19 protein-coding genes and 2 pseudogenes are annotated in these 18,701 nt (G+C 59.4%); 13 read left to right on the top strand and 8 right to left on the bottom strand.

Annotation, left to right across the window (positions count from 1 at the left end; genetic code table 11):
* Positions 1-266: 266 nt before the first annotated feature.
* The 3 genes from gabT (at position 267) to C1X29_RS02865 (ending at position 2,846) form a co-directional block, all read left to right on the top strand.
* Positions 267-1,559 carry a 4-aminobutyrate--2-oxoglutarate transaminase gene (gene gabT, locus C1X29_RS02855; RefSeq protein WP_102716812.1) on the top strand — a complete coding sequence of 431 codons (1,293 nt, stop codon included), beginning with the start codon at positions 267-269 and terminating at the stop codon, positions 1,557-1,559.
* A 96-nt stretch (positions 1,560-1,655) separates the two neighbouring features.
* Positions 1,656-2,312 (top strand): 2-haloalkanoic acid dehalogenase, encoded by a 657-nt coding sequence (locus tag C1X29_RS02860; protein WP_102716813.1) that lies wholly within the window; start codon positions 1,656-1,658, stop codon positions 2,310-2,312.
* Positions 2,313-2,357: 45 nt separating this feature from the next.
* On the top strand, positions 2,358-2,846 hold the full coding sequence (locus tag C1X29_RS02865) for an Lrp/AsnC family transcriptional regulator (RefSeq protein WP_039768527.1): 489 nt from the start codon (positions 2,358-2,360) through the stop codon (positions 2,844-2,846).
* 61 nt (positions 2,847-2,907) lie between these two features.
* Here C1X29_RS02865 and C1X29_RS02870 read toward each other — a convergent pair whose 3' ends face one another.
* Complete coding sequence (locus C1X29_RS02870; RefSeq protein WP_102716814.1) at positions 2,908-4,371, bottom strand: aldehyde dehydrogenase family protein; 1,464 nt, start codon at positions 4,369-4,371, stop codon at positions 2,908-2,910.
* Positions 4,372-4,599: 228 nt separating this feature from the next.
* On the opposite strand from C1X29_RS02870, the gene C1X29_RS02875 reads away from it, so the two are divergent.
* From C1X29_RS02875 to C1X29_RS02885, 3 genes and pseudogenes are all read left to right on the top strand, one after another.
* Positions 4,600-5,715, top strand: a complete 1,116-nt coding sequence (locus C1X29_RS02875) for an aromatic ring-hydroxylating dioxygenase subunit alpha (protein ID WP_102716815.1) — start codon at positions 4,600-4,602, stop codon at positions 5,713-5,715.
* A 97-nt stretch (positions 5,716-5,812) separates the two neighbouring features.
* Positions 5,813-6,013 (top strand): YbdD/YjiX family protein, encoded by a 201-nt coding sequence (locus C1X29_RS02880; protein ID WP_085745650.1) that lies wholly within the window; start codon positions 5,813-5,815, stop codon positions 6,011-6,013.
* A gap of 78 nt (positions 6,014-6,091) precedes the next feature.
* Positions 6,092-6,697 (top strand): annotated as a pseudogene (locus C1X29_RS02885) (GlxA family transcriptional regulator); the annotation flags it as partial.
* Positions 6,698-6,717: 20 nt separating this feature from the next.
* Here C1X29_RS02885 and C1X29_RS02890 read toward each other — a convergent pair.
* The 4 genes from C1X29_RS02890 to C1X29_RS02905 all read right to left on the bottom strand — a co-directional run bounded on the left by C1X29_RS02890 (position 6,718) and on the right by C1X29_RS02905 (position 10,749).
* Positions 6,718-7,740 carry a transketolase family protein gene (locus C1X29_RS02890; protein WP_102716816.1) on the bottom strand — a complete coding sequence of 341 codons (1,023 nt, stop codon included), beginning with the start codon at positions 7,738-7,740 and terminating at the stop codon, positions 6,718-6,720.
* The gene (locus C1X29_RS02895; RefSeq protein ID WP_085646564.1) at positions 7,737-8,585 is read right to left on the bottom strand and encodes a transketolase; all 849 of its coding nucleotides are present in this window, start codon (positions 8,583-8,585) and stop codon (positions 7,737-7,739) included. The genes C1X29_RS02890 and C1X29_RS02895 overlap by 4 nt, the downstream gene beginning before the upstream one ends.
* 18 nt (positions 8,586-8,603) lie before the next feature.
* Positions 8,604-9,902 (bottom strand): MFS transporter, encoded by a 1,299-nt coding sequence (locus C1X29_RS02900; RefSeq protein ID WP_064596576.1) that lies wholly within the window; start codon positions 9,900-9,902, stop codon positions 8,604-8,606.
* Between the two features lie 97 nt (positions 9,903-9,999).
* Positions 10,000-10,749 (bottom strand): SDR family NAD(P)-dependent oxidoreductase, encoded by a 750-nt coding sequence (locus C1X29_RS02905; protein WP_085745652.1) that lies wholly within the window; start codon positions 10,747-10,749, stop codon positions 10,000-10,002.
* Between the two features lie 198 nt (positions 10,750-10,947).
* On the opposite strand from C1X29_RS02905, the gene C1X29_RS02910 reads away from it, so the two are divergent.
* Positions 10,948-11,862 carry a LysR substrate-binding domain-containing protein gene (locus tag C1X29_RS02910; RefSeq protein WP_102716817.1) on the top strand — a complete coding sequence of 305 codons (915 nt, stop codon included), beginning with the start codon at positions 10,948-10,950 and terminating at the stop codon, positions 11,860-11,862.
* Between the two features lie 42 nt (positions 11,863-11,904).
* On the opposite strand, the gene C1X29_RS02915 is transcribed toward C1X29_RS02910, so the two are convergent.
* On the bottom strand, positions 11,905-12,819 hold the full coding sequence (locus C1X29_RS02915) for a LysR family transcriptional regulator (protein ID WP_102716818.1): 915 nt from the start codon (positions 12,817-12,819) through the stop codon (positions 11,905-11,907).
* A 214-nt stretch (positions 12,820-13,033) separates the two neighbouring features.
* On the opposite strand from C1X29_RS02915, the gene C1X29_RS02920 reads away from it, so the two are divergent.
* The 3 genes from C1X29_RS02920 (at position 13,034) to C1X29_RS02930 (ending at position 15,707) form a co-directional block, all read left to right on the top strand.
* Entirely contained in the window at positions 13,034-14,374 is a 1,341-nt protein-coding gene (locus C1X29_RS02920) for a nucleobase:cation symporter-2 family protein (RefSeq protein WP_085745655.1), read from the top strand.
* 30 nt (positions 14,375-14,404) lie between these two features.
* Positions 14,405-14,914 (top strand): nucleoside deaminase, encoded by a 510-nt coding sequence (locus C1X29_RS02925; protein WP_102716819.1) that lies wholly within the window; start codon positions 14,405-14,407, stop codon positions 14,912-14,914.
* A 133-nt stretch (positions 14,915-15,047) separates the two neighbouring features.
* The gene (locus C1X29_RS02930) at positions 15,048-15,707 is read left to right on the top strand and encodes a carbonic anhydrase (RefSeq protein ID WP_085745657.1); all 660 of its coding nucleotides are present in this window, start codon (positions 15,048-15,050) and stop codon (positions 15,705-15,707) included.
* A 215-nt stretch (positions 15,708-15,922) separates the two neighbouring features.
* Here C1X29_RS02930 and C1X29_RS29610 read toward each other — a convergent pair whose 3' ends face one another.
* Together C1X29_RS29610 and C1X29_RS29615 are read right to left on the bottom strand one after the other, a co-directional pair.
* Positions 15,923-16,243 carry a hypothetical protein gene (locus tag C1X29_RS29610; RefSeq protein WP_085745658.1) on the bottom strand — a complete coding sequence of 107 codons (321 nt, stop codon included), beginning with the start codon at positions 16,241-16,243 and terminating at the stop codon, positions 15,923-15,925.
* A 274-nt stretch (positions 16,244-16,517) separates the two neighbouring features.
* Positions 16,518-16,793: pseudogene (locus C1X29_RS29615) on the bottom strand (short chain dehydrogenase); the annotation flags it as partial.
* A 150-nt stretch (positions 16,794-16,943) separates the two neighbouring features.
* Between C1X29_RS29615 and C1X29_RS02945 the strand changes: the two are divergent.
* The 3 genes from C1X29_RS02945 (at position 16,944) to C1X29_RS02955 (ending at position 18,686) form a co-directional block, all read left to right on the top strand.
* Entirely contained in the window at positions 16,944-17,192 is a 249-nt protein-coding gene (locus C1X29_RS02945) for a hypothetical protein (protein ID WP_173940174.1), read from the top strand.
* 176 nt (positions 17,193-17,368) lie between these two features.
* Positions 17,369-18,298, top strand: coding sequence for a ZIP family metal transporter (locus tag C1X29_RS02950; protein ID WP_102716822.1), 930 nt, complete (start codon positions 17,369-17,371; stop codon positions 18,296-18,298).
* A gap of 73 nt (positions 18,299-18,371) precedes the next feature.
* Entirely contained in the window at positions 18,372-18,686 is a 315-nt protein-coding gene (locus C1X29_RS02955) for an alpha/beta fold hydrolase (RefSeq protein WP_236188531.1), read from the top strand.
* Positions 18,687-18,701: the final 15 nt, after the last annotated feature.

Genomic DNA, 18,701 nt, shown 5'->3' on the forward strand with positions numbered 1-18,701 from the left:
GAAGGTGCTCCCATCATCGCCCAACCCCAGAGCAGGATCTGTCGAAAGCAGCGCTGCGAACACTGCGCGTCACCTCATATACGCACGCGCCCGGCAGATTCGGCGGCCTGAAGGAATCTGCCGTTTGGCAGGGTGAAAACAGTCGATCCGGATTTCTCAGGGGCCAAGTTCGGCGTAGTTCGTTACGCACAAGTCTTAATCTTAAGACCCTGTGTAACCACCTCCTGCATTCACTCCGGGCTGCCGGACTCACGAAGGGAAATGCCATGAACAGCCAATTCGACCAAACGCCTCATTTACTCCGTCAGCGTGATCAGTTCGTGCCACGCGGACTGGTCACCGCTCACCCACTGGTGATTGATCGCGCCCAAGGGGCTGAATTGTGGGACGTGGACGGCCAGCGTTATCTGGACTTCGTCGGCGGCATCGGCGTGCTGAACATCGGCCATAACCATCCCAAAGTGGTTGCAGCGGTGCAGGCCCAATTGCAAAAAGTCTCGCACGCCTGCTTTCAGGTGGTGGCCTACAAGCCGTATCTGGATCTGGCCCAGCGTTTGTGCGAAATGATAGGTGGCGAGGAACATTACAAAGCGGCGTTCTTCACCTCTGGCGCCGAAGCCGTGGAGAACGCGGTGAAAATCGCCCGCGCTCACACCAACCGCTCTGCGGTGATCTCCTTCCGCGGCGGTTTCCATGGACGCACCTTGCTCGGCACCACGCTGACCGGCATGAGCCAGCCCTACAAACAGAACTTCGGGCCATTCGCGCCGGAGGTGTTTCACACCCCATATCCCGATGCCTATCGCGGCGTCACCAGTGAGATGGCGCTCAAGGCGCTGGACGAGTTGCTCGCCACCCAGGTTGCGCCGGAGCGGGTTGCGGCGATCATCATTGAACCCGTGCAGGGCGACGGTGGTTTCCTTGCGGCGCCGGCACCATTCCTCCAGGCATTGCGCGAGTTGACCCACAAGCACGGCATCGTGCTGATCCTCGATGAAATCCAGACCGGATTCGGCCGCACCGGCAAGTGGTTCGGTTTCCAGCACGCCGGCATCCAGCCTGACCTGGTCACCGTCGCCAAGAGTCTGGCCGGCGGGCTGCCGTTGTCGGGCGTGGTCGGCAAAGCTGAAATCATGGATTCGCCGCTGCCCGGAGGCCTCGGCGGCACCTACGGCGGCAATGCACTGTCCTGCGCAGCGGCCCTGGCAGTGATCGACGCTTATGAAGAAGAGAAACTGCTCGAACGTGGCGATGTATTGGGCAAGCGCCTGCGTGAAGGTTTGCTGCAGTTGCAGCGCCGTCATCCGCAGATCGGTGACGTACGCGGCACCGGTTTCATGCTAGCCATCGAGCTGGTCAAGAACGATGAAGCGCGCTCCCCGGACGCTGATCTGAACCAGCGTGTGATCGATGAAGCGCGCAAAGGTGGCTTGCTGGTGATCAAGTGCGGCGTCTATCGCAACGTCTTGCGCTTCCTCGCGCCACTGGTGACGACCGAAGCGCAGATCGATGAAGCGTTGCAGATTCTGCAGGCAGCATTGGCACGGGTATTGAACTGATGTCCGCCGGGTTCAGCGGCGCGGTCGCTGGCCAGCGTCGCTGAACCTTTTTGGCGCACGGATTGATGAAACGCATCATCGGAGGCTGTGTACACCATGGGGCTGACTGATTATCGAGCACTGCTCATCGATTGCGACGAAGTCCTGGTTGACCGTGATTCGGGTGTCTGGACAGCGCTGCAGCCGTTGCTCGACAGCCGGGGCGGGCGCCCGGACAAGGAACAGGTGCTGGGCGAGTTTCGCGAGGTGGTGCAGGCGCTCTATCCGCGCTTTGCCGAACTGGGCTTCAGTGGATTGCTGTGTTTTGCCCATCGCCAATTGGCCGAGCGCTGGAGCTTGAAAGCCAGTTGGGAGGAGGGCATGAGTTTCGCGCGCTCTGCTGCCAACTGGTCATTGTTCGAAGACGCGCCGGGAGCGATGCTGTACTTGCGCAAGTTTTATCGCCTGTTGGTGGTGGGCGACCGGGATGCCGAGGATCGCGCCGTGTTGTGCGAGCATTTGGGGATTGTCGCCGATGACTTTATTTCGCTGGCCAGCGATCCGCTGCGGGACGAGGAATGGTTGAATGCCAACGAGCTGAAGCCGGTACACATTCTGCGGGTGACCCGACCCGCCGCCCGTGGCCCGGCGCTGACCGATGTATGTCTGATCGGGCGCGAGCGGGGCAAACAACCGACCCCCTGCGCTGCGGATTATTGCATCAACAGCATGGCTGATCTGGTCGCACAGCATCAGCAGTGTTTACGGCGCTGATTTTGCTAGTAGATTGTCCTACAAATGGCAGTCAAGAGGTTCGCAATGGAAGGTTTAGTCAAACTGGACCGCATCGACATCAGTATCCTGGTTGAGTTGCAGAGGGACGGGCGCATGACCAATGTCAGCCTGGCCGATGCCGTGGGATTGTCGGCCAGCCCCTGTCTGCAAAGGGTCAAACGGCTGGAATCGGCCGGGTACATTTCCAGCTACAAGGCACACCTGAACCTGGCGAAGATCACCGAATCGGTAACGGTCTTCACCGAAATCACCCTGAGTGACCACAAGCGCGAAGACTTCGCCAAGTTCGAGTCGAACATTCGGTTGGTGGATGAAGTGCTCGAGTGCCATTTGATCAGTGGTGGCTACGATTATCTGGTGCGCTTCATGACGCGCAGTATTCAGCACTATCAGGAAGTGATTGAAAGCCTGCTGGATAAAAACATCGGCATTTCCAAGTACTTCAGCTACATCGTCATCAAATCCCCGGTGCTCAAGGACGGCGTGCCGTTGCGCAAGTTGTTGCGGCACTGAAGCTCCCTACATCCATCAGGTGCGAACCAATAGGGGACAGCTGAATGTCCCCCACTGTGTGCTAGCCACCAAAGCCGACAATGGCTTTGGTTTCCAGATATTCCTCAAAGCCGTAGACACCAAATTCACGACCATTGCCGGACCGTTTGTAGCCACCGAACGGGGCCATGGGATTCCAGGCCGGGTGGTTCAGCAGTACTTGTCCTGCGCGGATGCGTGAGGCAACGGCGCGTGCATGATCAAGGTCGCGGGATTGAACGTGAGCGCTCAGTCCATACACCGTGTCGTTGGCGATCGCGACAGCCTCATCGAGCGTTTCATAGGCAATGATGCACAGCACTGGCCCGAAGATTTCCTCTTGGGCAATGCGCATGCTCGAATCAACCTCGGAAAATACAGTCGGTCGGGCATAGAAGCCCGTTTCATGACCAGGCGCGCGGCCTGGTCCGCCGCAGACGAGTTTGGCCCCTTCACTCAGGCCCGATTCGATCATGGCTTGCACACGCTTGAACTGGGCCTCATTGGCTATCGGACCGAGTACCGTCTCTTCCGATTGCGGATCCCCCACAATGATCGCGTTGGCGGTTGCAGCGGCCAGCGCCTCGACTTCCGCGAGCCGGTCCCTGGGTACGATCATTCTGGTCGGGGCGCTGCAGGATTGCCCGACGTTGCGAAACGCCGTCATCACGCCCAGTGGCACGACGTTGGCGAAGTCGGCATCGGGCAGCAGCACGTTGGGTGACTTGCCGCCCAGTTCCTGGGTGACGCGTTTCACTGTAGGAGCGGCCGCCTGTGCGACCAGCGCACCTGCGCGGTTTGATCCGGTGATCGAAATCATATCGATATCCGGGTGCGCAGCCATGGCGCCGCCGACCTCGGGGCCCGTGCCATTGACCAGGTTGAAGACACCCGGTGGCAGGCCGGCGTCATGCACCAGTTGGGCGAAAAGAAGGGCGCTCAACGGTGACAGTTCGCTGGGCTTCAGCACCACCGTGCATCCGGCCGCAATCGCTGGAGCCACCTTGGCGGTGATTTGATAAAGCGGCCAGTTCCAGGGGGTGATGAGACCGCAGACACCGATGGGTTCGCGTTCAATCGCGGTGCCGCCTTCAACCGTCTGGAAGCGATAGGTGGACAGCAGATCACGGGCAATCCGAACGTGTTCGGCCGCCAAAGGCACTTGCATCGCTCGGGCAAAACCGATGGCAGCACCCATTTCCAGAGAAAGTGCCTGCGCAAGCGACTCTTTTCGCTCAAGGATCAGGTCGTAAATCTTCCCAAGAAAACCCGCGCGCGCTTCGGCGGAGGTCGCAGACCAGTGAGGAAACGCCACACGCGCCGCAGCGACGGCCCGATCAACGTCTGCAGCCGACCCGCTGGCGACCTCTGCAACTACGCTTTCAGTCGCCGGATTGACCACGGGCAAACTGCCAGGCGTTGCCGGCGAACACCAGCCACCATTGATATAAAACTGTCGAGACGTATGCGAATCCACGGCGTAGGTATTCGAAGATTGTGTTGTCATCCAACTAGCTCCTTAAAGGACTGATGGGGGCTGTTAACAGCAGGGGGGAGGGAGGGAAGAGCAGCGCCAGGGCACCGGTACATGCGGTGTCCTGTGGTTTGAATAAGCTAACAAAAGGGCTCAGTCGAAATATGCCGTTCTTGAAGTCGGCAAGGGATAATCTGCTGTATCTCAGGGGCGGACGTTGTCTCTGTTTTATCTTTCCAACCTGACAGGTCGCACGCATTCATGCTCACCAATCTCTGGTACGTCGTTCTTCCATCGTCGCAGTTGACTGACGGACTTATGCCGGTTCGTTTGCTCGGACAGCCTTTTGTTGCGTTCCGTGATGACGCTGGCGTCGCTCACGTGCTTTCGGATGTTTGCGTGCATCGCGGCGGATCGTTGTCGGGCGGCAGAAGGGTGGGCAACAGTGTGCAATGCCCCTATCACGGCTGGCGATTTGGGGCGGATGGGGTTTGCACGCATATACCTGCGCAGCCGGACCTGCGAATTCCCGCGAAGGCCCGCGTCGACGCCTATCCGACGCTGGAGCGTTACGGCTGGATCTGGGCATTTCTAGGAGACCTGCCTGAGCCTGAGCGTCCGCCGCTACCCACACTCGACTGGATCGACGATCCTGCCGTGCGGGTGGTATCAGGCCATTTTGACTGGGAGGCCAGTTGGGACCGGATTATTGAAAACGGCCTCGATTTTGCGCATGCACCGTTTGTTCATGGCTCAACTTTTGGCGATCCGGATCATCCCGAGATTGAATCGTTTGAAGTCGAAAGCGATGCGTGGAGCGGCAGCGCACAGATGCTCATGCGCAGGCCTGCGCGCAAAGGGATGTTACGGCGAAAATCATCCACCGAGTTTGTCAGTGTGGTCGCTGTGCCGGGGTTTCGTTTGTCTGGTCCGTGCACGACGCTAGAGCTTGAATTACCCAATGGATGGCGGATCTACATCGTCTCGGCGCATGTCCCGATTGACGCCAATCGCACGCGAACCTGGTGGATGATGGGCAGAACATTCCTGCGTTCCCGACTGCTTGATCGCAGGTTCATTGCCAGCAATATCCGTATTTTCGAGCAAGATCACGCGGTGCTGAAAAACGTTCGGCCCGAGCGCGTGCCGGACTCGTTTCAGCAGGAGGTTTCATTGAAATCCGATGCGCTGCAAATTGCCTTTCGCAGAGGCGTGCTGGCACTGGAGCAGCGCGGCTGGCGTATCGATGAAGAACGTCTTGCGCGCACGTTTACGGGGCGTATGGCGTGCGCGGTTCCCAGCCCTGAACGTCGTCATGTTCGCGCTTGGGCGATTGAGCCCATTCCCTTGGTGGACGTTACCCACGAACGAGAATAGAGGGGTGTCGATCTGGCACTCAGACACATGCCAGATACAAATGCCTTGCAGAATGGGACGGCACATCTGCAACGCCAGTCCAGAAGGAAACGCGCAAATGAAGTTCAAGCTGAATCTCTTCAACAATTGGGTACGCCAGATGGCACGCTTGATGGTGGGCATGCCTGATTACGATAACTATGTGGCACTCCGAACCGCCAGTCATCCAGGCGAGCCGGTAATGACCTACAAAGAATTTTTCGAGGAGCGGCAAAAAGCCCGTTACGGCGGACGGCAATGCACGACGCGTTGCTGCTGATTTGGTCCTCAGCGCGCTCGTCGTCCATCGCCTTCAGATCTCCTCCTCTATGACTTTCTGGGCGACGGCCTTGATTTGCTGCGGGTCATTGATGTCCAGCTGGACGGTGTCGATTCCCGGATTGGCCCGAGCAATCTCATCCAGCAGGGCTTGGCGACGGCCCGCGATGATGACCTGATTGCCGCGCTGGACATGGCGTTGGGCATGGTGGAAAAGGATCTGGGCACGGACATGGCCCGGTCGGTGGCGCACAAACTGGTCATGCATCAACGGCGTTCGGGTGGGCAGTCCCAGCATTCGGAACTGCTTGCGCTTGCTCCAAAGTCGGACCGTATTCAAAGCGCGCTGGAGTATGCGCGCACGCACCTGGACCGCCCGCTCAGCGTGGAGGAACTTGCCGACGTCGTGCACTTGAGTCCCAGACAATTCACCCGGGTATTTACTGCCGAGACAGGCCAGTCACCGGCCAAGGCTGTTGAAAGCCTGCGTCTGGAGGCCGCTCGCGTGATGATCGAGCAAAGTCGTCACAGCCTGGATCGCGTGGCGAAGGAAACGGGGTTTCGAGACCGTCGCCACATGCGCGAAGTATTCATGCGAGGGTTTGGCGTTCCGCCGCAGGCAGTTCGACGGGATGCCAGGCGGATCGGCCAGGAGAATCCATCTGATCGGGGCGCTAATCCGTAAGCACCCCTATCAGCCAGCGGTCAAAGCCAGGACTTGATTTGCGCGCAGACGGCCTCGGTGGAAATGCCGTAGCGATCATGCAGTGTCGGCAGTGCGCCGGCGTCGAGGAAGGCGTCGGGCAACGCGATCTGCCTGAACGTCGGCGTCACTCCGTTGCGCAGCAGTACCCCGGCAACCGCTTCACCCAGCCCGCCAATAATCGAGCTGTTTTCTGCGGTAACCACCAGCCGGCCAGACTTGCGGGCCTCGGCGAGAATGGTCTGTTCATCCAGCGGTTTGATCGTCGGCACATGTAGCACGGCGACATCGACGCCATCAGTCTGCAGCGCCTTGGCGGCCTCCAATGCGCGCATGGTCATCAAACCGGTCGAGATGATCAGGACATCGTTGCCGGTGCGCAGGGTCTTGGCCTTGCCGATCTCGAATTGATACCCGTATTCATCCAGCACCAGCGGCACGTTGCCGCGCAGCAGCCGCATGTAGACCGGCCCCTGATGCGCGGCGATGGCGGGCACGGCCTGTTCGATTTCCAATGCGTCACAAGGGTCGACGATCATCAGGTTGGGCATCGCCCGGAAGATCGCCAGGTCATCGGTGGCCTGGTGGCTGGGGCCGTAACCGGTAGTGAGGCCGGGCAATCCGCAAACGATTTTGACGTTGAGGTTTTCCTCGGCAATCGCCATGCAGATGAAGTCATAGGCGCGGCGCGAGGCGAACACCGCATACGTGGTGGCGAACGGTACGAAGCCTTCGCGGGCCATGCCTGCGGCCGCACTCATGAGCAACTGTTCGGCCATGCCCATCTGATAGAAGCGCTCGGGATGGGCCTTGGCGAAAATGTGCAGGTCGGTGTACTTGGACAGGTCAGCGGAAAGGCCGACGATGTCCGGACGCTGATCCGCCAGTGCAGCCAATGCATGGCCAAAAGGTGCTGAGCGGGTGGCTTGGCCTTCAGAGGCAATCGAGGCAATCATCGCCGAGGTGGTCAGACGCTTCTTGATCGGTTCGCCAGTCGAGGTCGGTGTGTTGGCGGCGTTGCTCATTGGTTTTTTCCTTCTTCAAGCGTGGTCAGTGCCAGATCCCATTCGTGTTCGTCCACACGGATGAAATGGGTCTTTTCGCGGTTTTCGAGGAAGGGCACACCTTTGCCCATGGTGGTGTCGCAGATGATCACCCGTGGCTGAGCGCCGGGGTGGTGGCGGGCGGCATCGAAGGCTTCGACCAGTGCGTCCAGATCGTTGCCGTCGACGCGCTGGGTGAACCATCCGAACGCTTTCCAGCGATCCACGATGGGTTCGAACGACAGGATCTCGCTGGAGTGGCCGTCTGCTTGCTGATTGTTGACGTCTACGATGGCGATCAGGTTGTCGAGCTTCCAGTGCGAGGCCGACATTACGGCTTCCCAGGTCGAGCCTTCGTTCAGCTCGCCGTCCGACAGCAGGTTGTAGACGAACGAGGTCGAGCCCTTGCGTTTGAGACCCAGGCAAGCCCCGACGGCGATGCCCAGCCCCTGACCCAGCGAACCACCGGTGATTTCCATGCCTGGCGTGTAGGCGGCCATGCCCGACATCGGCAATCGGCTGTCATCCGAGCCGTAGGTTTCAAGCTCATCGAGCGGAATGATCTCGGCTTCGATCAGCGCCGCGTACAGCGCAATCGCGTAGTGACCGATCGACAGATAGAAACGATCACGCGGCTCCCACGCCGGGTCTTCGGGGCGATAGCTCAGCGCATGGAAGTAGGCGACCGCGAGCAGGTCGGCGGCACCGAGGGCCTGACCGACGTAGCCCTGGCCTTGCACCTGGCCCATGCGCAAGGCATGGCGGCGAATGTTGTGGGCGCGCTCGGCCAGCGTCTGGGGTGTTGTGAATGAAAGGTTGGCAGTCATGGTGAATTCTCCTGTAAATCAACGATTGACCAGAGCGGCGGGAATGCGCAGGACCAGCGAGGCGCCGATCAGCAATACGCCGGTGATCAGATACATGCCGATAGCGCTGGAGCCGGTGAGTGTGGTTATCCAGCCAATCAGGTAGGGCGAGCAGAAGCCGGCAAGGTTGGCGAAACTGTTGACGGCGGCGATGCCTGCCGCAGCGGAGACACCGCCGAGCAGCGTGGTCGGGAGCATCCAGAACAGCGAGGTCGCTGACAGGATGCCGGAAGCCGCCAGGCACAGACTGAGAATGGACAGCATCACATTGCCTCCCATCAGCGCCGCGAGGGTCAGGCCGATGGCCCCGGCGATCATCGGCACGATCAGGTGCCAGCGGCGTTCGCGATGTTTGTCGCCACTGCGTCCGACCAGCAACATGGCGGCGATGGCACAGAGGTAGGGCAGGCTGGTCAGCAAGCCGATCTTCATCGGATCGGAGACCCCGGCATTACGCACAAGGGTCGGCAGCCAGAAGGTGATTGCGTACTGCCCCATCACCACACAGAAATAGATCCCCGCGAGCAGCCAGAGGCGACGGTCACGAATGAATTCGCCCACGGACGCATGCGTCACTTTCTGCTGGTCGTCCTCCGCCAGCTCACGAGCGATCAAGGCTTTTTCATCGTCGTTGAGCCAACTGGCCTGATGCACGCCATCCTTGAGGTAGCTGAGCACCAGCAGGCCGACAACCACCGTAGGCACAGCCTCCAGCACAAACATCCATTGCCAGCCGGCCCAGCCGTGCATGCCGGCGAAGTGGTTCATGATCCACCCGGAGAGCGGACCGCCGACCATGCCCGACAACGGGATGGCGATGAACCACAACACCGTCATGCGCGCACGCCGGTAGGACGGAAACCAGTAGGTGAGGTACAGCAGCAGACCCGGCGCCAGGCCGGCTTCGGCAATGCCCAGCAGAAAGCGCAGGGCGTAGAACTGCCAGGCGGTTTCGACGAAGGCGAAGAGGGCGGAGACGATGCCCCAGGTGATCATGATGCGCGCGATCCACACTCGCGCGCCGACCTTGTGCAGGATGATGTTGCTGGGCACTTCGCAGAGAAAGTAGCCGATGAAGAACATGCCGGCGCCCAGTCCGTAGACTGTTTCGCTGAGCGCCAGATCGTTCATCATTTGCAGTTTGGCAAAGCCGACGTTGACGCGATCGAGGTAGGCGCACAGGTAGCACAGCATCAGGAACGGCATCAGGCGCCATGCGGTTTTACGGTAGGCGTTGGAACGCACCGCCGAAACGGCTTCGAGCGACAGGGTAGTCATGATGGTCTGATCTCTTGTTTTTATTGACCGCCGGGCAAGAATGCCCGGCCGTATCATCGATCCAGAACCGCACGGGCCGCGAGGCCCGCCACGTGTGTCAGTGAATCAGCATGCCGCCGTTCACATCCAGGGTGATGCCGGTCAGATAGGAGGACAAGTCGCTGGCCAGGAACAGCGCCGCATTGGCCACATCCTGGGCCTCGCCCAGGCGACCCAACGGAATGCCGTCGATGATCGCGTGGCGGCGCTCGTCCTGCATCAGGCCTCCCGTAATGTCGGTGTGAATCAGGCCGGGAGCAATGGAGTTGACGCGTACGTTGTCCGGCCCCAGTTCACGCGCCATGGCCTTGGCCAGACCCAGCACACCGGCCTTGGCGGCGCTGTAATGAGGCCCGCCAAAAATGCCGCCGCCGCGCTGCGCGGAAACCGAAGACATGCACACGATGCTGCCGCTGGCTTGCTGGCGCATGAGCGGAATCACCGCCTGGGACATCAGCAACGTACCGCGCAGGCTGACGTCCAGCACCTTGTCGTAATCACCGGGGCGGATATCGAGGGTCTTGAGGGGTTGGGTGATGCCGGCATTGTTGACCAGTATGTCGATCCGGCCGAAGTGTTCGATGATGGTGGCGACAGCCTGCTGTACCTGAGACTCGTCGGCGACGTTGGCAGCCAGGCCGAGATGACCCTCGCCCAAAGAGGCAGCGGCATCGCGGGCAGCGGATGCGTCCAGATCCAGAATCACCACCCGGGCGCCATGTTGAGCGAAGGTCGTAGCTGTCGCGCGGCCGATACCACGTGCGGAGGCAGCACCTGTGATGATCGCGACTTTGCCTTGAAGAAGCATGGGAGAAAACCTCTGATTGTTGTTATTGAGTCGGTCCGTGCAGAACCGATGACTCAGCTTGTCTCCCGTAACGACCCTGAGCAATAACGCAAACTTCACTGGATGCTGAAAAAAATTCAGCACTCGCCAACATGCGATTGCGGTGTTTGAATAGCCGAACGCCCGGCCTCAGCCACTTGCAGCGGAATAACCATCATCATGAGTTCATCTGGCGAAGCACCGCCGATCCTGCCACCGCTGAAAGCCATTCAGGCCTTTGAGCAAACTGCGCGCTTTGGCAACGTCGCGCGTGCGGCCGAAGTGCTGGACCTGACGCCCTCGGCAGTCAGTCACCAACTGGCCAAACTCGAGGCGATGATCGGGCGCCAACTGTTCCTCAGAACGGCGAGGGGAGTGACGTTGACGCCCGTGGGCGAGCAATACCTGTCCGAGATATCCGGCATCCTGCACAGCCTGGCGGTGGCAACAGAGCGTGCGACCAGTGATGTCAGCCTCGACTGCCTGCGATTGCATTCGTCACCCAGCTTCGGCCTGTTGTGGCTGATGCCGCGCCTGGAACAGTTTCGCGAGAGCCATCCCGACATTCAGCTCAATCTCTCATGCTCCTATGAATCGCTGCACTTCAGTCGGGACAAGATCGACGTGGACATCCGCCACGGCATGCCGAACTGGCCAAGTTTCGAAGTGCGCACGTTGCGCAACGAAAAAATCGCAGTCCTCGCATCACCCAAGCTTCTGGAAAAACGCCCCATCCGCGCCGTCGCCGACTTGCTGGACTGCAACCTGATCCTGTCGGAGGCGACGCTGATCAAGTGGCCGCAACTGTTTGCTCAACACGGGCTGTCGCGCCCTGAAAGCCCCTATACCTTGAGCTTTGACCGCTCCTACATGACCCTCGAGGCCGCCAGCCACGGTCTTGGTTTTGCACTGGAAAGCACGCTGCTGGCGCAGGACTACCTGGCGCGCGGCGAGTTGGTTGAAGTCATTCCCGGGCTGAGTGCCCCGATTACCGCGCATCACCTGGTTTTCCCGAGGGCGCATGTGGGGTTTCCCCGGGTGAGGCGTTTTCTGGAATGGATGCAGCGTGAGTTGGGGCATGACTTCAGTTACTGATGCTGGCGCGATCGGCGAGGTATTGGGCGTCATGTGCAAACCTCAAAGCGTGGTGGTCTGCCCGTTGCGATCCAGTTCATACACCTTGTTGCCCCGCAACTTCTCCTTCAGCCACCGCTCCGCCTTACCCAGCGGCCGCTGCCGCGCCCAGAGCAAATCCACACCAATCTGCCAGTCCGTGTGCGGATACGCCGAGAGCTGCAGTTCCACCAGCTCACCCTTGGCCAGTTCACGCTGAATGAGCTGGCGGGGCAGGGTGGCCCAGCCGAGTCCGGCGCGGACCATTTCCAATAACGCCAGATAGCTTTCCGCCTGCCACAACTGGGTCGAACGCAGGTATTCGCTGCTCGGCAGTTTGCTCGCGTGGGCGCTGAAGGCCAGGCGGCGATGGACGTGCAGGTCCTCGAACGTGACGTTTTCAAGTTGCGCCAATGGGTGCCGAGGATGGCAGACGTGCAGCATGATCAGTTTGCCCAGTTGCTGGAACGCCAGCTCCTTGGGGTAGCCGGGCTGTGAGAACGCCACACCGAGCACCGCTTCGCCGCTGCTGACCAGTTCACTGACGTCGCCATGGACCGGATGACGAATGATCAGGTCGACAAAGGGGAACGCTGCTTCGAAAGCTTTGAGCACCGGCATGATCGGGCCGTACGGCGTTTCAATGGCCAATGTCAGGCTGGGTTCTACGTTGTCCGAGAGGCAGTCGGCGTGGGCTTCGAAGGTCATGCAGCGTTCGAGCACGGCTTCGGCCTGCACCAGTAATTTGTGACCGCTGGCGGTGAGGGCAGGGCTGCGGTTGCTGCGATCGAACAGGTCGACGCCAAGGTCGGTTTCCAGGTTGGCAATCGCTGCGCTGATGGTCGATTGGGTCTTGCCCAGTTTGCGCCCGGCGGCGGAAAACGATCCGCTTTTGACCACTTGGACGAACATCTGCAGTTGATCGAGTGAGAAGCGCAAGCGTTGAACTCCCGGTTCGAAATGAAGATTTGGAGTGGCTAGCAGATGCCAGATTCATGCCATCGGAAAAAGCGATGGTTGCTAATTTGTTTCATCGCAATAAACGTTCAAATATGGCCCCGCGTCAAAACGATCTCCGGGGCGGATCCTCCTTTCAAACGCCCCGAGCATGCCCGCTATCTCAACAGATGCCGCACTTTCAGGAGCGTGTGAAATGACCACACAACGCATTCATCCGGTGGACGAGGTTTTGCCACTGCGCCAGTTGTTCACGTTTGGCTTGCAGCATGTTCTGGTGATGTACGCGGGAGCGGTGGCGGTGCCGCTGATTCTTGGCAGTGCGATGGGGCTGACCTCGGCACAGGTGGTGTTGCTGATCAACGCGAACCTGTTGACCTCTGGTGTGGCGACGCTGATTCAAACCCTCGGTTTCTGGAAGTTCGGCGCCCGCCTGCCGCTGATTCAGGGCTGTTCGTTCATTGCCCTGGCGCCGATGATCATGATCGGCAAGGAGTTTGGCCTCAGTCAGATTTTCGGCGCGGTGATCGCGGCGGGTTTTCTCACCATTGCGCTGGCACCGGTGTTCAGCCGCTTGCTGCGGTTTTTTCCGCCGGTGGTGATTGGCAGCCTGATCACCATTATCGGCATCTCGCTGATGCCGGCCGCGGCGATCTGGCTGGGCGGTGGCAATCCCGATGCGGCCGATTTTGGCAATCCCGCAAACCTGTTGCTCGGTTTGGCCACGGTCAGTGTGACGCTGGTGATCTACGCCAAATTCAAGGGCTTCATCGGCAACCTCAGCGTGCTGATTGGCCTGTTTGTCGGCAGCCTGATCGCAGCGGCTTGCGGCATGACTCACTTCAATCGGGTCAGCGAAGCGGCGTGGCTTGAGCTGAGTGCGCCGATGGCGTTCGGCGCGCCGGAGTTCGCGCCGGTGCCGATTCTGATCATGACCCTGGCGATGCTGGTCATCATGGCCGAGACCACCGGCAACTGCCTGGCGATCGGCAAATTGACCGGAAAACCGACCACGCAACACACCCTCGGCAACGCATTTCGCGCCGACGGCTTGTCGACCATGCTCGGCGGTTTGTTCAACAGCTTTCCTTACAACGCCTTCACCCAGAACACCGGTTTGATTGCGCTTTCCAACGTGAAAAGCCGCTTCGTCGTGGCCGCTGCCGGGGCAATCATGGTGCTGATGGGCCTGTTCCCGAAACTCGGCGCGTTGATCGCCGCGGTGCCGACGCCGGTGCTCGGTGGCTGCGCGATTGTGATGTTCGGCATGACCACGGTGGCGGGGATTCAGGAACTGTCACGGGTGCAATTCGAGGGTACGCGCAACGGCATTATCGTCGCCGTGTCAGTGAGTGTCGGGGTGCTGCCGATGTCCTTTCCGGCGCTGTTCGAACACGTCGGCCCGACCCTGAAACTGGTGCTCGACAGTGGAATTTTCCTCGGAGCGATCACCGCCATCGTCCTCAACGTTCTGCTCAACGATGAAAAAAAATCGACCGAAACCATCGGCGCTACATCGGCTGAACTGGCCGACTGACTTTTGTTTTCCACTGCCCTGGAGTTACCCATGAATCAATTGACTGAACTCATCCCGGCTGGCATCAGCGCGCTTGATCTGAAACTACTGCGCCAGACCATCGCCTTGTCCGAGGCATCGAAGCAACGCGGTCGCCATCCGTTCGCGGCATTGGTGGCCGACCGCAACGGCAAGGTGATTGTCGAAGCGGGGAACAACTCGATGCCCCCGGAAGGTGATCCGACGCAGCACGCTGAGTTGGTGGCAGCGGCGGCAGCGGCAAAACTGCTGTCGCCGCAGGAGTTGGAACTGTGCACGCTCTACACCAGCGCCGAACCTTGCTGCATGTGCGCCGGCGCCGTGTATTGGACGGGGATCGGGCGGGTGGTCTATGCCTTGTCGGAGCATGCCTTGCTGGGTTTGACGGGGGACCACCCTGAGAACCCGACGTTCTCGCTGCCGTGCCGCGAAGTGTTCGCCAAGGGGCAACGCAAGGTCAGCGTGCTGGGGCCGATGTTGGAGGGGGAGGCCGCTGAACCGCACAGAGGGTTTTGGTCCTGACAGGTTTGAAACGAAGCTTGAGCGGTGTGAGGTCGCGCACTCGCCTGCAACGTCTGCGATAATGACGCCCCACTGAGGCGCGAAGGCATCGAGTGCTCGTCTCGGCATCCGGAATCAGGCTTTGGAGGACTTTATGCGTGACATTATTGATGGCTTTCTGCGGTTTCAGCGCGAGGTGTATCCACAACGCGTCGAGCTTTTCAGGCAGCTCGCGACAGAGCAAAACCCAAAGGCGTTGTTTGTCACATGCTCGGACAGTCGTGTAGTGCCAGAACTGCTCACACAGCGTGAGCCGGGTGAGCTGTTCGTGATCCGCAACGCCGGCAACATTGTGCCGTCATATGGTCCTGAACCGGGTGGTGTTTCGGCTACCGTCGAATATGCGGTTGCAGTGCTCGGGGTACGGGACATTGTGATCTGCGGCCACTCGGATTGCGGAGCGATGGGCGCGATTTCACGCTGCACGTGTCTGGATCATCTTCCGGCAGTTGCCAACTGGCTTCGGCACTCGGACGCCGCGAAAGCGATCAACGCGGCGCATGAGTTCGATACGCCACGCGACAAGCTCGATGGCCTCGTTCGTGAAAACGTGATCGCACAACTGGCGAACCTGCGCACCCATCCATCGGTGGCGCTTGCGCTTGAGCAAGGACGCTTGAATTTGCATGGCTGGGTCTATGACATCGAGGCGGGCTGCATCGATGCGCTGGATGGTGCAACTCGGCGCTTCGTCAAGCTTTCCGATTCACCGACCACCGTTGCCGTTGCTGCGCGCGATGCTGGTCAGTTGTAACTCGCGGAAGGACTGCACGTCGCTGATAACGAGAATTCTCTAAGCATGCGTTGAGTCAAGGGCTGGGCACCTTATGCCAAGCCACCGCAGCGTTAACTTGGCTACGTCGTACAAATGCCAGAGGGCCAGCGGTTGTATTGGGTGCATCCAATGCCTCGGTTCGTCGATTATGAGCAACACTGGAACGTCATCCGAATCGCACCTTACGCCGAGAGTTAATCAGGCTCTTGGAGCGAGCTGAACCATTCGGCATAAGGGGAGTTGACGACCAGCCGCCGGTTGAAGTCAGCGCTTCCATCAGCCCACCAGACAGGCCCCCGTTCCCCGAGGGCCACTTTGGCCATTTGTACCTTTTCCCGAGCGCGCTTCAGTTGCGACCCGTCCTGCGCACTCTTAGCGTTCTTGACCTCTCGTCGAGCGGCCATAAGCGCATCGACAAGACGCTGGCGCACATCTTCATCCAAAGACGGGTTGGAACATCGCCATAGCCGGCCTTTGACAACAAAGTAGCGACCGTCTGGTGTCACTGGATGCATTCCTGTCTCCGACCGTTCAAAGAGCACTTCTCCAAAAATTCAGCAAGGACGGCTATCTAGGTTTTCGGGCAGGAAGGCGATTGGCTTGTTTGACTCCAAGCAGTATTCCCAGCATTAACGCAGCGCCTGCCGCCAGGAGGATTGGATACGGATGTTTACCTGACATCCGGACGCCCTCGACTCCGAGTTGATCGCTTGCCGGAGCAGGTCGATTCCGTGATGGCGATGGATTAAGACTGCTTGGACTGGCAGGGGAGTCGACATCTGCCCTGTACGGCATTTCGTTCAAGGGCAAACGCGCACCGTCCGCGAGAGTCAGGGTGAGGTCCTCGACAGTCCCGGCGAGTCGATCGGGAAACACCGGCTCACCCGTGGGATCAAGTTCATCGTAATAAAACTGCTTTCCTTCCAGCCAACCTATGGCCGTCATCAATTCCGGGCCAAGATAATATTTTCCGTCGAGGAAGAAACCCGGGAAATGTCGCGTGCGTTCGAGACTGTCTATGGTGTAGCGCTCGCCTGCCTTCATACCGGTTGCTGGGTCGATCATGATGAAATCCTCAGATTCGCTGGTGTTGCGATAGAGGACGGGGCCTGGCGCAACGTTCCATCGAGATTACCGAAAGGCTGTGCTTCGTCAGACCTTTTGAACCTAATTCGAAAACTGTTGCTCAACCGGGAAATGTACGGGGTGGGTGAAATGAATGCTTTCAAGAATCAACTGACGCTTGAGCAGGAATCCAGATTGAAAGCCCTGGATGCCTGGCATCGTGCGTTGGAGCACCGAGCGTTACGCATGGAGTGTCCCGATGCCTATCACGAGGAACTATTGCGCCAGTCTGATGAGATGCATCGGTTGGGTAGGTTGACCGATTCCGAATGGCGTGACCTGAGAAGGGAGGCAGATGCGGCCTATCTGCGTGCGGTCGCCGGTGAGGATTATCACTGAGGTCATTCAGCTCATGTCTATTGCCGACGAAGCCAGGGCGATGTCCGACCCAGACAGCAATCCGATCACGGGTGCGGACCTGGGGGCGGGTGTGAAAGGCGAACCACAACCTTAACGACGTGACCGCACGCCAAAGGGCGTGCGGTTTTTTCATCTCAAGACAACAGGAGGGTGCGATGTCCGAGCCGTTGACCTCATCTGGCGCAACACTTCGCTCACGGTTTGTTCGGTTCTCAAAATCCGGATGGGGCGGGCTAGCCTTCTGGTCAATTCTGATTGGCGTGACGCTTTGCTTGCTGATCAGCGGGTACGGCGCCTTCGTCGGCGCCAACAAACAAAATCTGCACTTTGCATTTCTCGGCGGCATGTCAGGCTTCGCTGCGACGGCCATAGGTGCGGTGGCAGCGATCGCGTTACGTGATATCGCCGCCAGAACGCAGGACATCATGCTGGGCTTCGCTGCCGGAATGATGCTGGCCGCCAGTTCGTTTTCGCTCATTCTTCCGGGTATCGAAGCCGCCCAGGAGCTCTGCGGTAACCAGCTGCTCGCAGCCTGTGTCGTCGTTGCAGGATTGGGATTGGGGGTAGCGCTGATGATCGGTCTGGATCGCTTCGTGCCTCACGAACATGAGAAAAGCGGTCGCCGTGGGCCCGAGGTGCAGCGCATCAATCGCGTATGGCTGTTTGTTCTGGCAATCACGCTGCATAACCTGCCGGAGGGGATGGCCATTGGAGTGAGCTTTGCCAATGGCGACATGAAGGTGGGATTGCCGCTAACCACTGCCATCGCCATTCAAGACATTCCCGAAGGCCTGGCTGTGGCCCTTGCGTTACGCGTGACCGGGATTTCAGCGCTTCGCGCTGCGCTTATTGCGGTGGGCTCAGGGTTGATGGAGCCCATAGGCGCGATCGTCGGCTTGGGGATTTCGAGCAGCTTCGCATTGGGATATCCCATAGCGCTCGGTCTGGCGGCGGGCGCGATGATTTTTGTGGTGTCCCATGAGGTCATTCCCGAGACCCATCGCAACGGTCATGAGACACCTGCAACCTTGGGGTTGATGCTCGGATTCGGGGTCATGATGTTTCTCGACACGGCTTTGGGTTGACCCCTTACCTCCCATCCCGCACAAGCAAGAAAGATCCGGCCATTCAGTTCAGACGCTGCTGCGGTTCGGTGTGATGAAAGGCATGCTCTCTGTTAATCCGCAAACCTACTATTTCCAGCTCGCAGCCTTGATCGGATGGACAAGCCTGCTTCGCTTGTCCCGGATGCTTCAACGCACGCTGATTCTTGCCGGCGACCGCGATCCGTTAATACAGGCGTACAACGGCCATATCCTGCGCCGCACAATCCGACATTCAGAACTTCGCCTTCTGGAGGGCGAGGGACATTTCTTTGTGGTGACCAGCGCTGGACGAACTGCCGTCCTGGTCCGCGAATTTCTTCGCCGCCACTATGACGATGAAGAGAAGGCGCCGAGGATCGCGAACTGAAACACCAAGGCTGGC

It is taken from the genome of Pseudomonas sp. GW456-12-10-14-LB2 (genome assembly GCF_002884345.1).
Taxonomy (GTDB): Bacteria; Pseudomonadota; Gammaproteobacteria; order Pseudomonadales; family Pseudomonadaceae; genus Aquipseudomonas; species Aquipseudomonas paraglycinae.

What these genes read in the sequence shown, in the direction of transcription:
- gabT (WP_102716812.1), top strand. Translation starts at nt 267, where the DNA reads ATGAACAGCCAATTCGACCAAACGCCTCATTTACTCCGTCAGCGTGAT.
- C1X29_RS02860 (WP_102716813.1), top strand. Translation starts at nt 1,656, where the DNA reads ATGGGGCTGACTGATTATCGAGCACTGCTCATCGATTGCGACGAAGTC.
- C1X29_RS02865 (WP_039768527.1), top strand. Translation starts at nt 2,358, where the DNA reads ATGGAAGGTTTAGTCAAACTGGACCGCATCGACATCAGTATCCTGGTT.
- C1X29_RS02870 (WP_102716814.1), bottom strand. Translation starts at nt 4,371, where the DNA reads ATGACAACACAATCTTCGAATACCTACGCCGTGGATTCGCATACGTCT.
- C1X29_RS02875 (WP_102716815.1), top strand. Translation starts at nt 4,600, where the DNA reads ATGCTCACCAATCTCTGGTACGTCGTTCTTCCATCGTCGCAGTTGACT.
- C1X29_RS02880 (WP_085745650.1), top strand. Translation starts at nt 5,813, where the DNA reads ATGAAGTTCAAGCTGAATCTCTTCAACAATTGGGTACGCCAGATGGCA.
- C1X29_RS02890 (WP_102716816.1), bottom strand. Translation starts at nt 7,740, where the DNA reads ATGAGCAACGCCGCCAACACACCGACCTCGACTGGCGAACCGATCAAG.
- C1X29_RS02895 (WP_085646564.1), bottom strand. Translation starts at nt 8,585, where the DNA reads ATGACTGCCAACCTTTCATTCACAACACCCCAGACGCTGGCCGAGCGC.
- C1X29_RS02900 (WP_064596576.1), bottom strand. Translation starts at nt 9,902, where the DNA reads ATGACTACCCTGTCGCTCGAAGCCGTTTCGGCGGTGCGTTCCAACGCC.
- C1X29_RS02905 (WP_085745652.1), bottom strand. Translation starts at nt 10,749, where the DNA reads ATGCTTCTTCAAGGCAAAGTCGCGATCATCACAGGTGCTGCCTCCGCA.
- C1X29_RS02910 (WP_102716817.1), top strand. Translation starts at nt 10,948, where the DNA reads ATGAGTTCATCTGGCGAAGCACCGCCGATCCTGCCACCGCTGAAAGCC.
- C1X29_RS02920 (WP_085745655.1), top strand. Translation starts at nt 13,034, where the DNA reads ATGACCACACAACGCATTCATCCGGTGGACGAGGTTTTGCCACTGCGC.
- C1X29_RS02925 (WP_102716819.1), top strand. Translation starts at nt 14,405, where the DNA reads ATGAATCAATTGACTGAACTCATCCCGGCTGGCATCAGCGCGCTTGAT.
- C1X29_RS02930 (WP_085745657.1), top strand. Translation starts at nt 15,048, where the DNA reads ATGCGTGACATTATTGATGGCTTTCTGCGGTTTCAGCGCGAGGTGTAT.
- C1X29_RS29610 (WP_085745658.1), bottom strand. Translation starts at nt 16,243, where the DNA reads ATGCATCCAGTGACACCAGACGGTCGCTACTTTGTTGTCAAAGGCCGG.
- C1X29_RS02945 (WP_173940174.1), top strand. Translation starts at nt 16,944, where the DNA reads ATGAATGCTTTCAAGAATCAACTGACGCTTGAGCAGGAATCCAGATTG.
- C1X29_RS02950 (WP_102716822.1), top strand. Translation starts at nt 17,369, where the DNA reads ATGTCCGAGCCGTTGACCTCATCTGGCGCAACACTTCGCTCACGGTTT.
- C1X29_RS02955 (WP_236188531.1), top strand. Translation starts at nt 18,372, where the DNA reads ATGAAAGGCATGCTCTCTGTTAATCCGCAAACCTACTATTTCCAGCTC.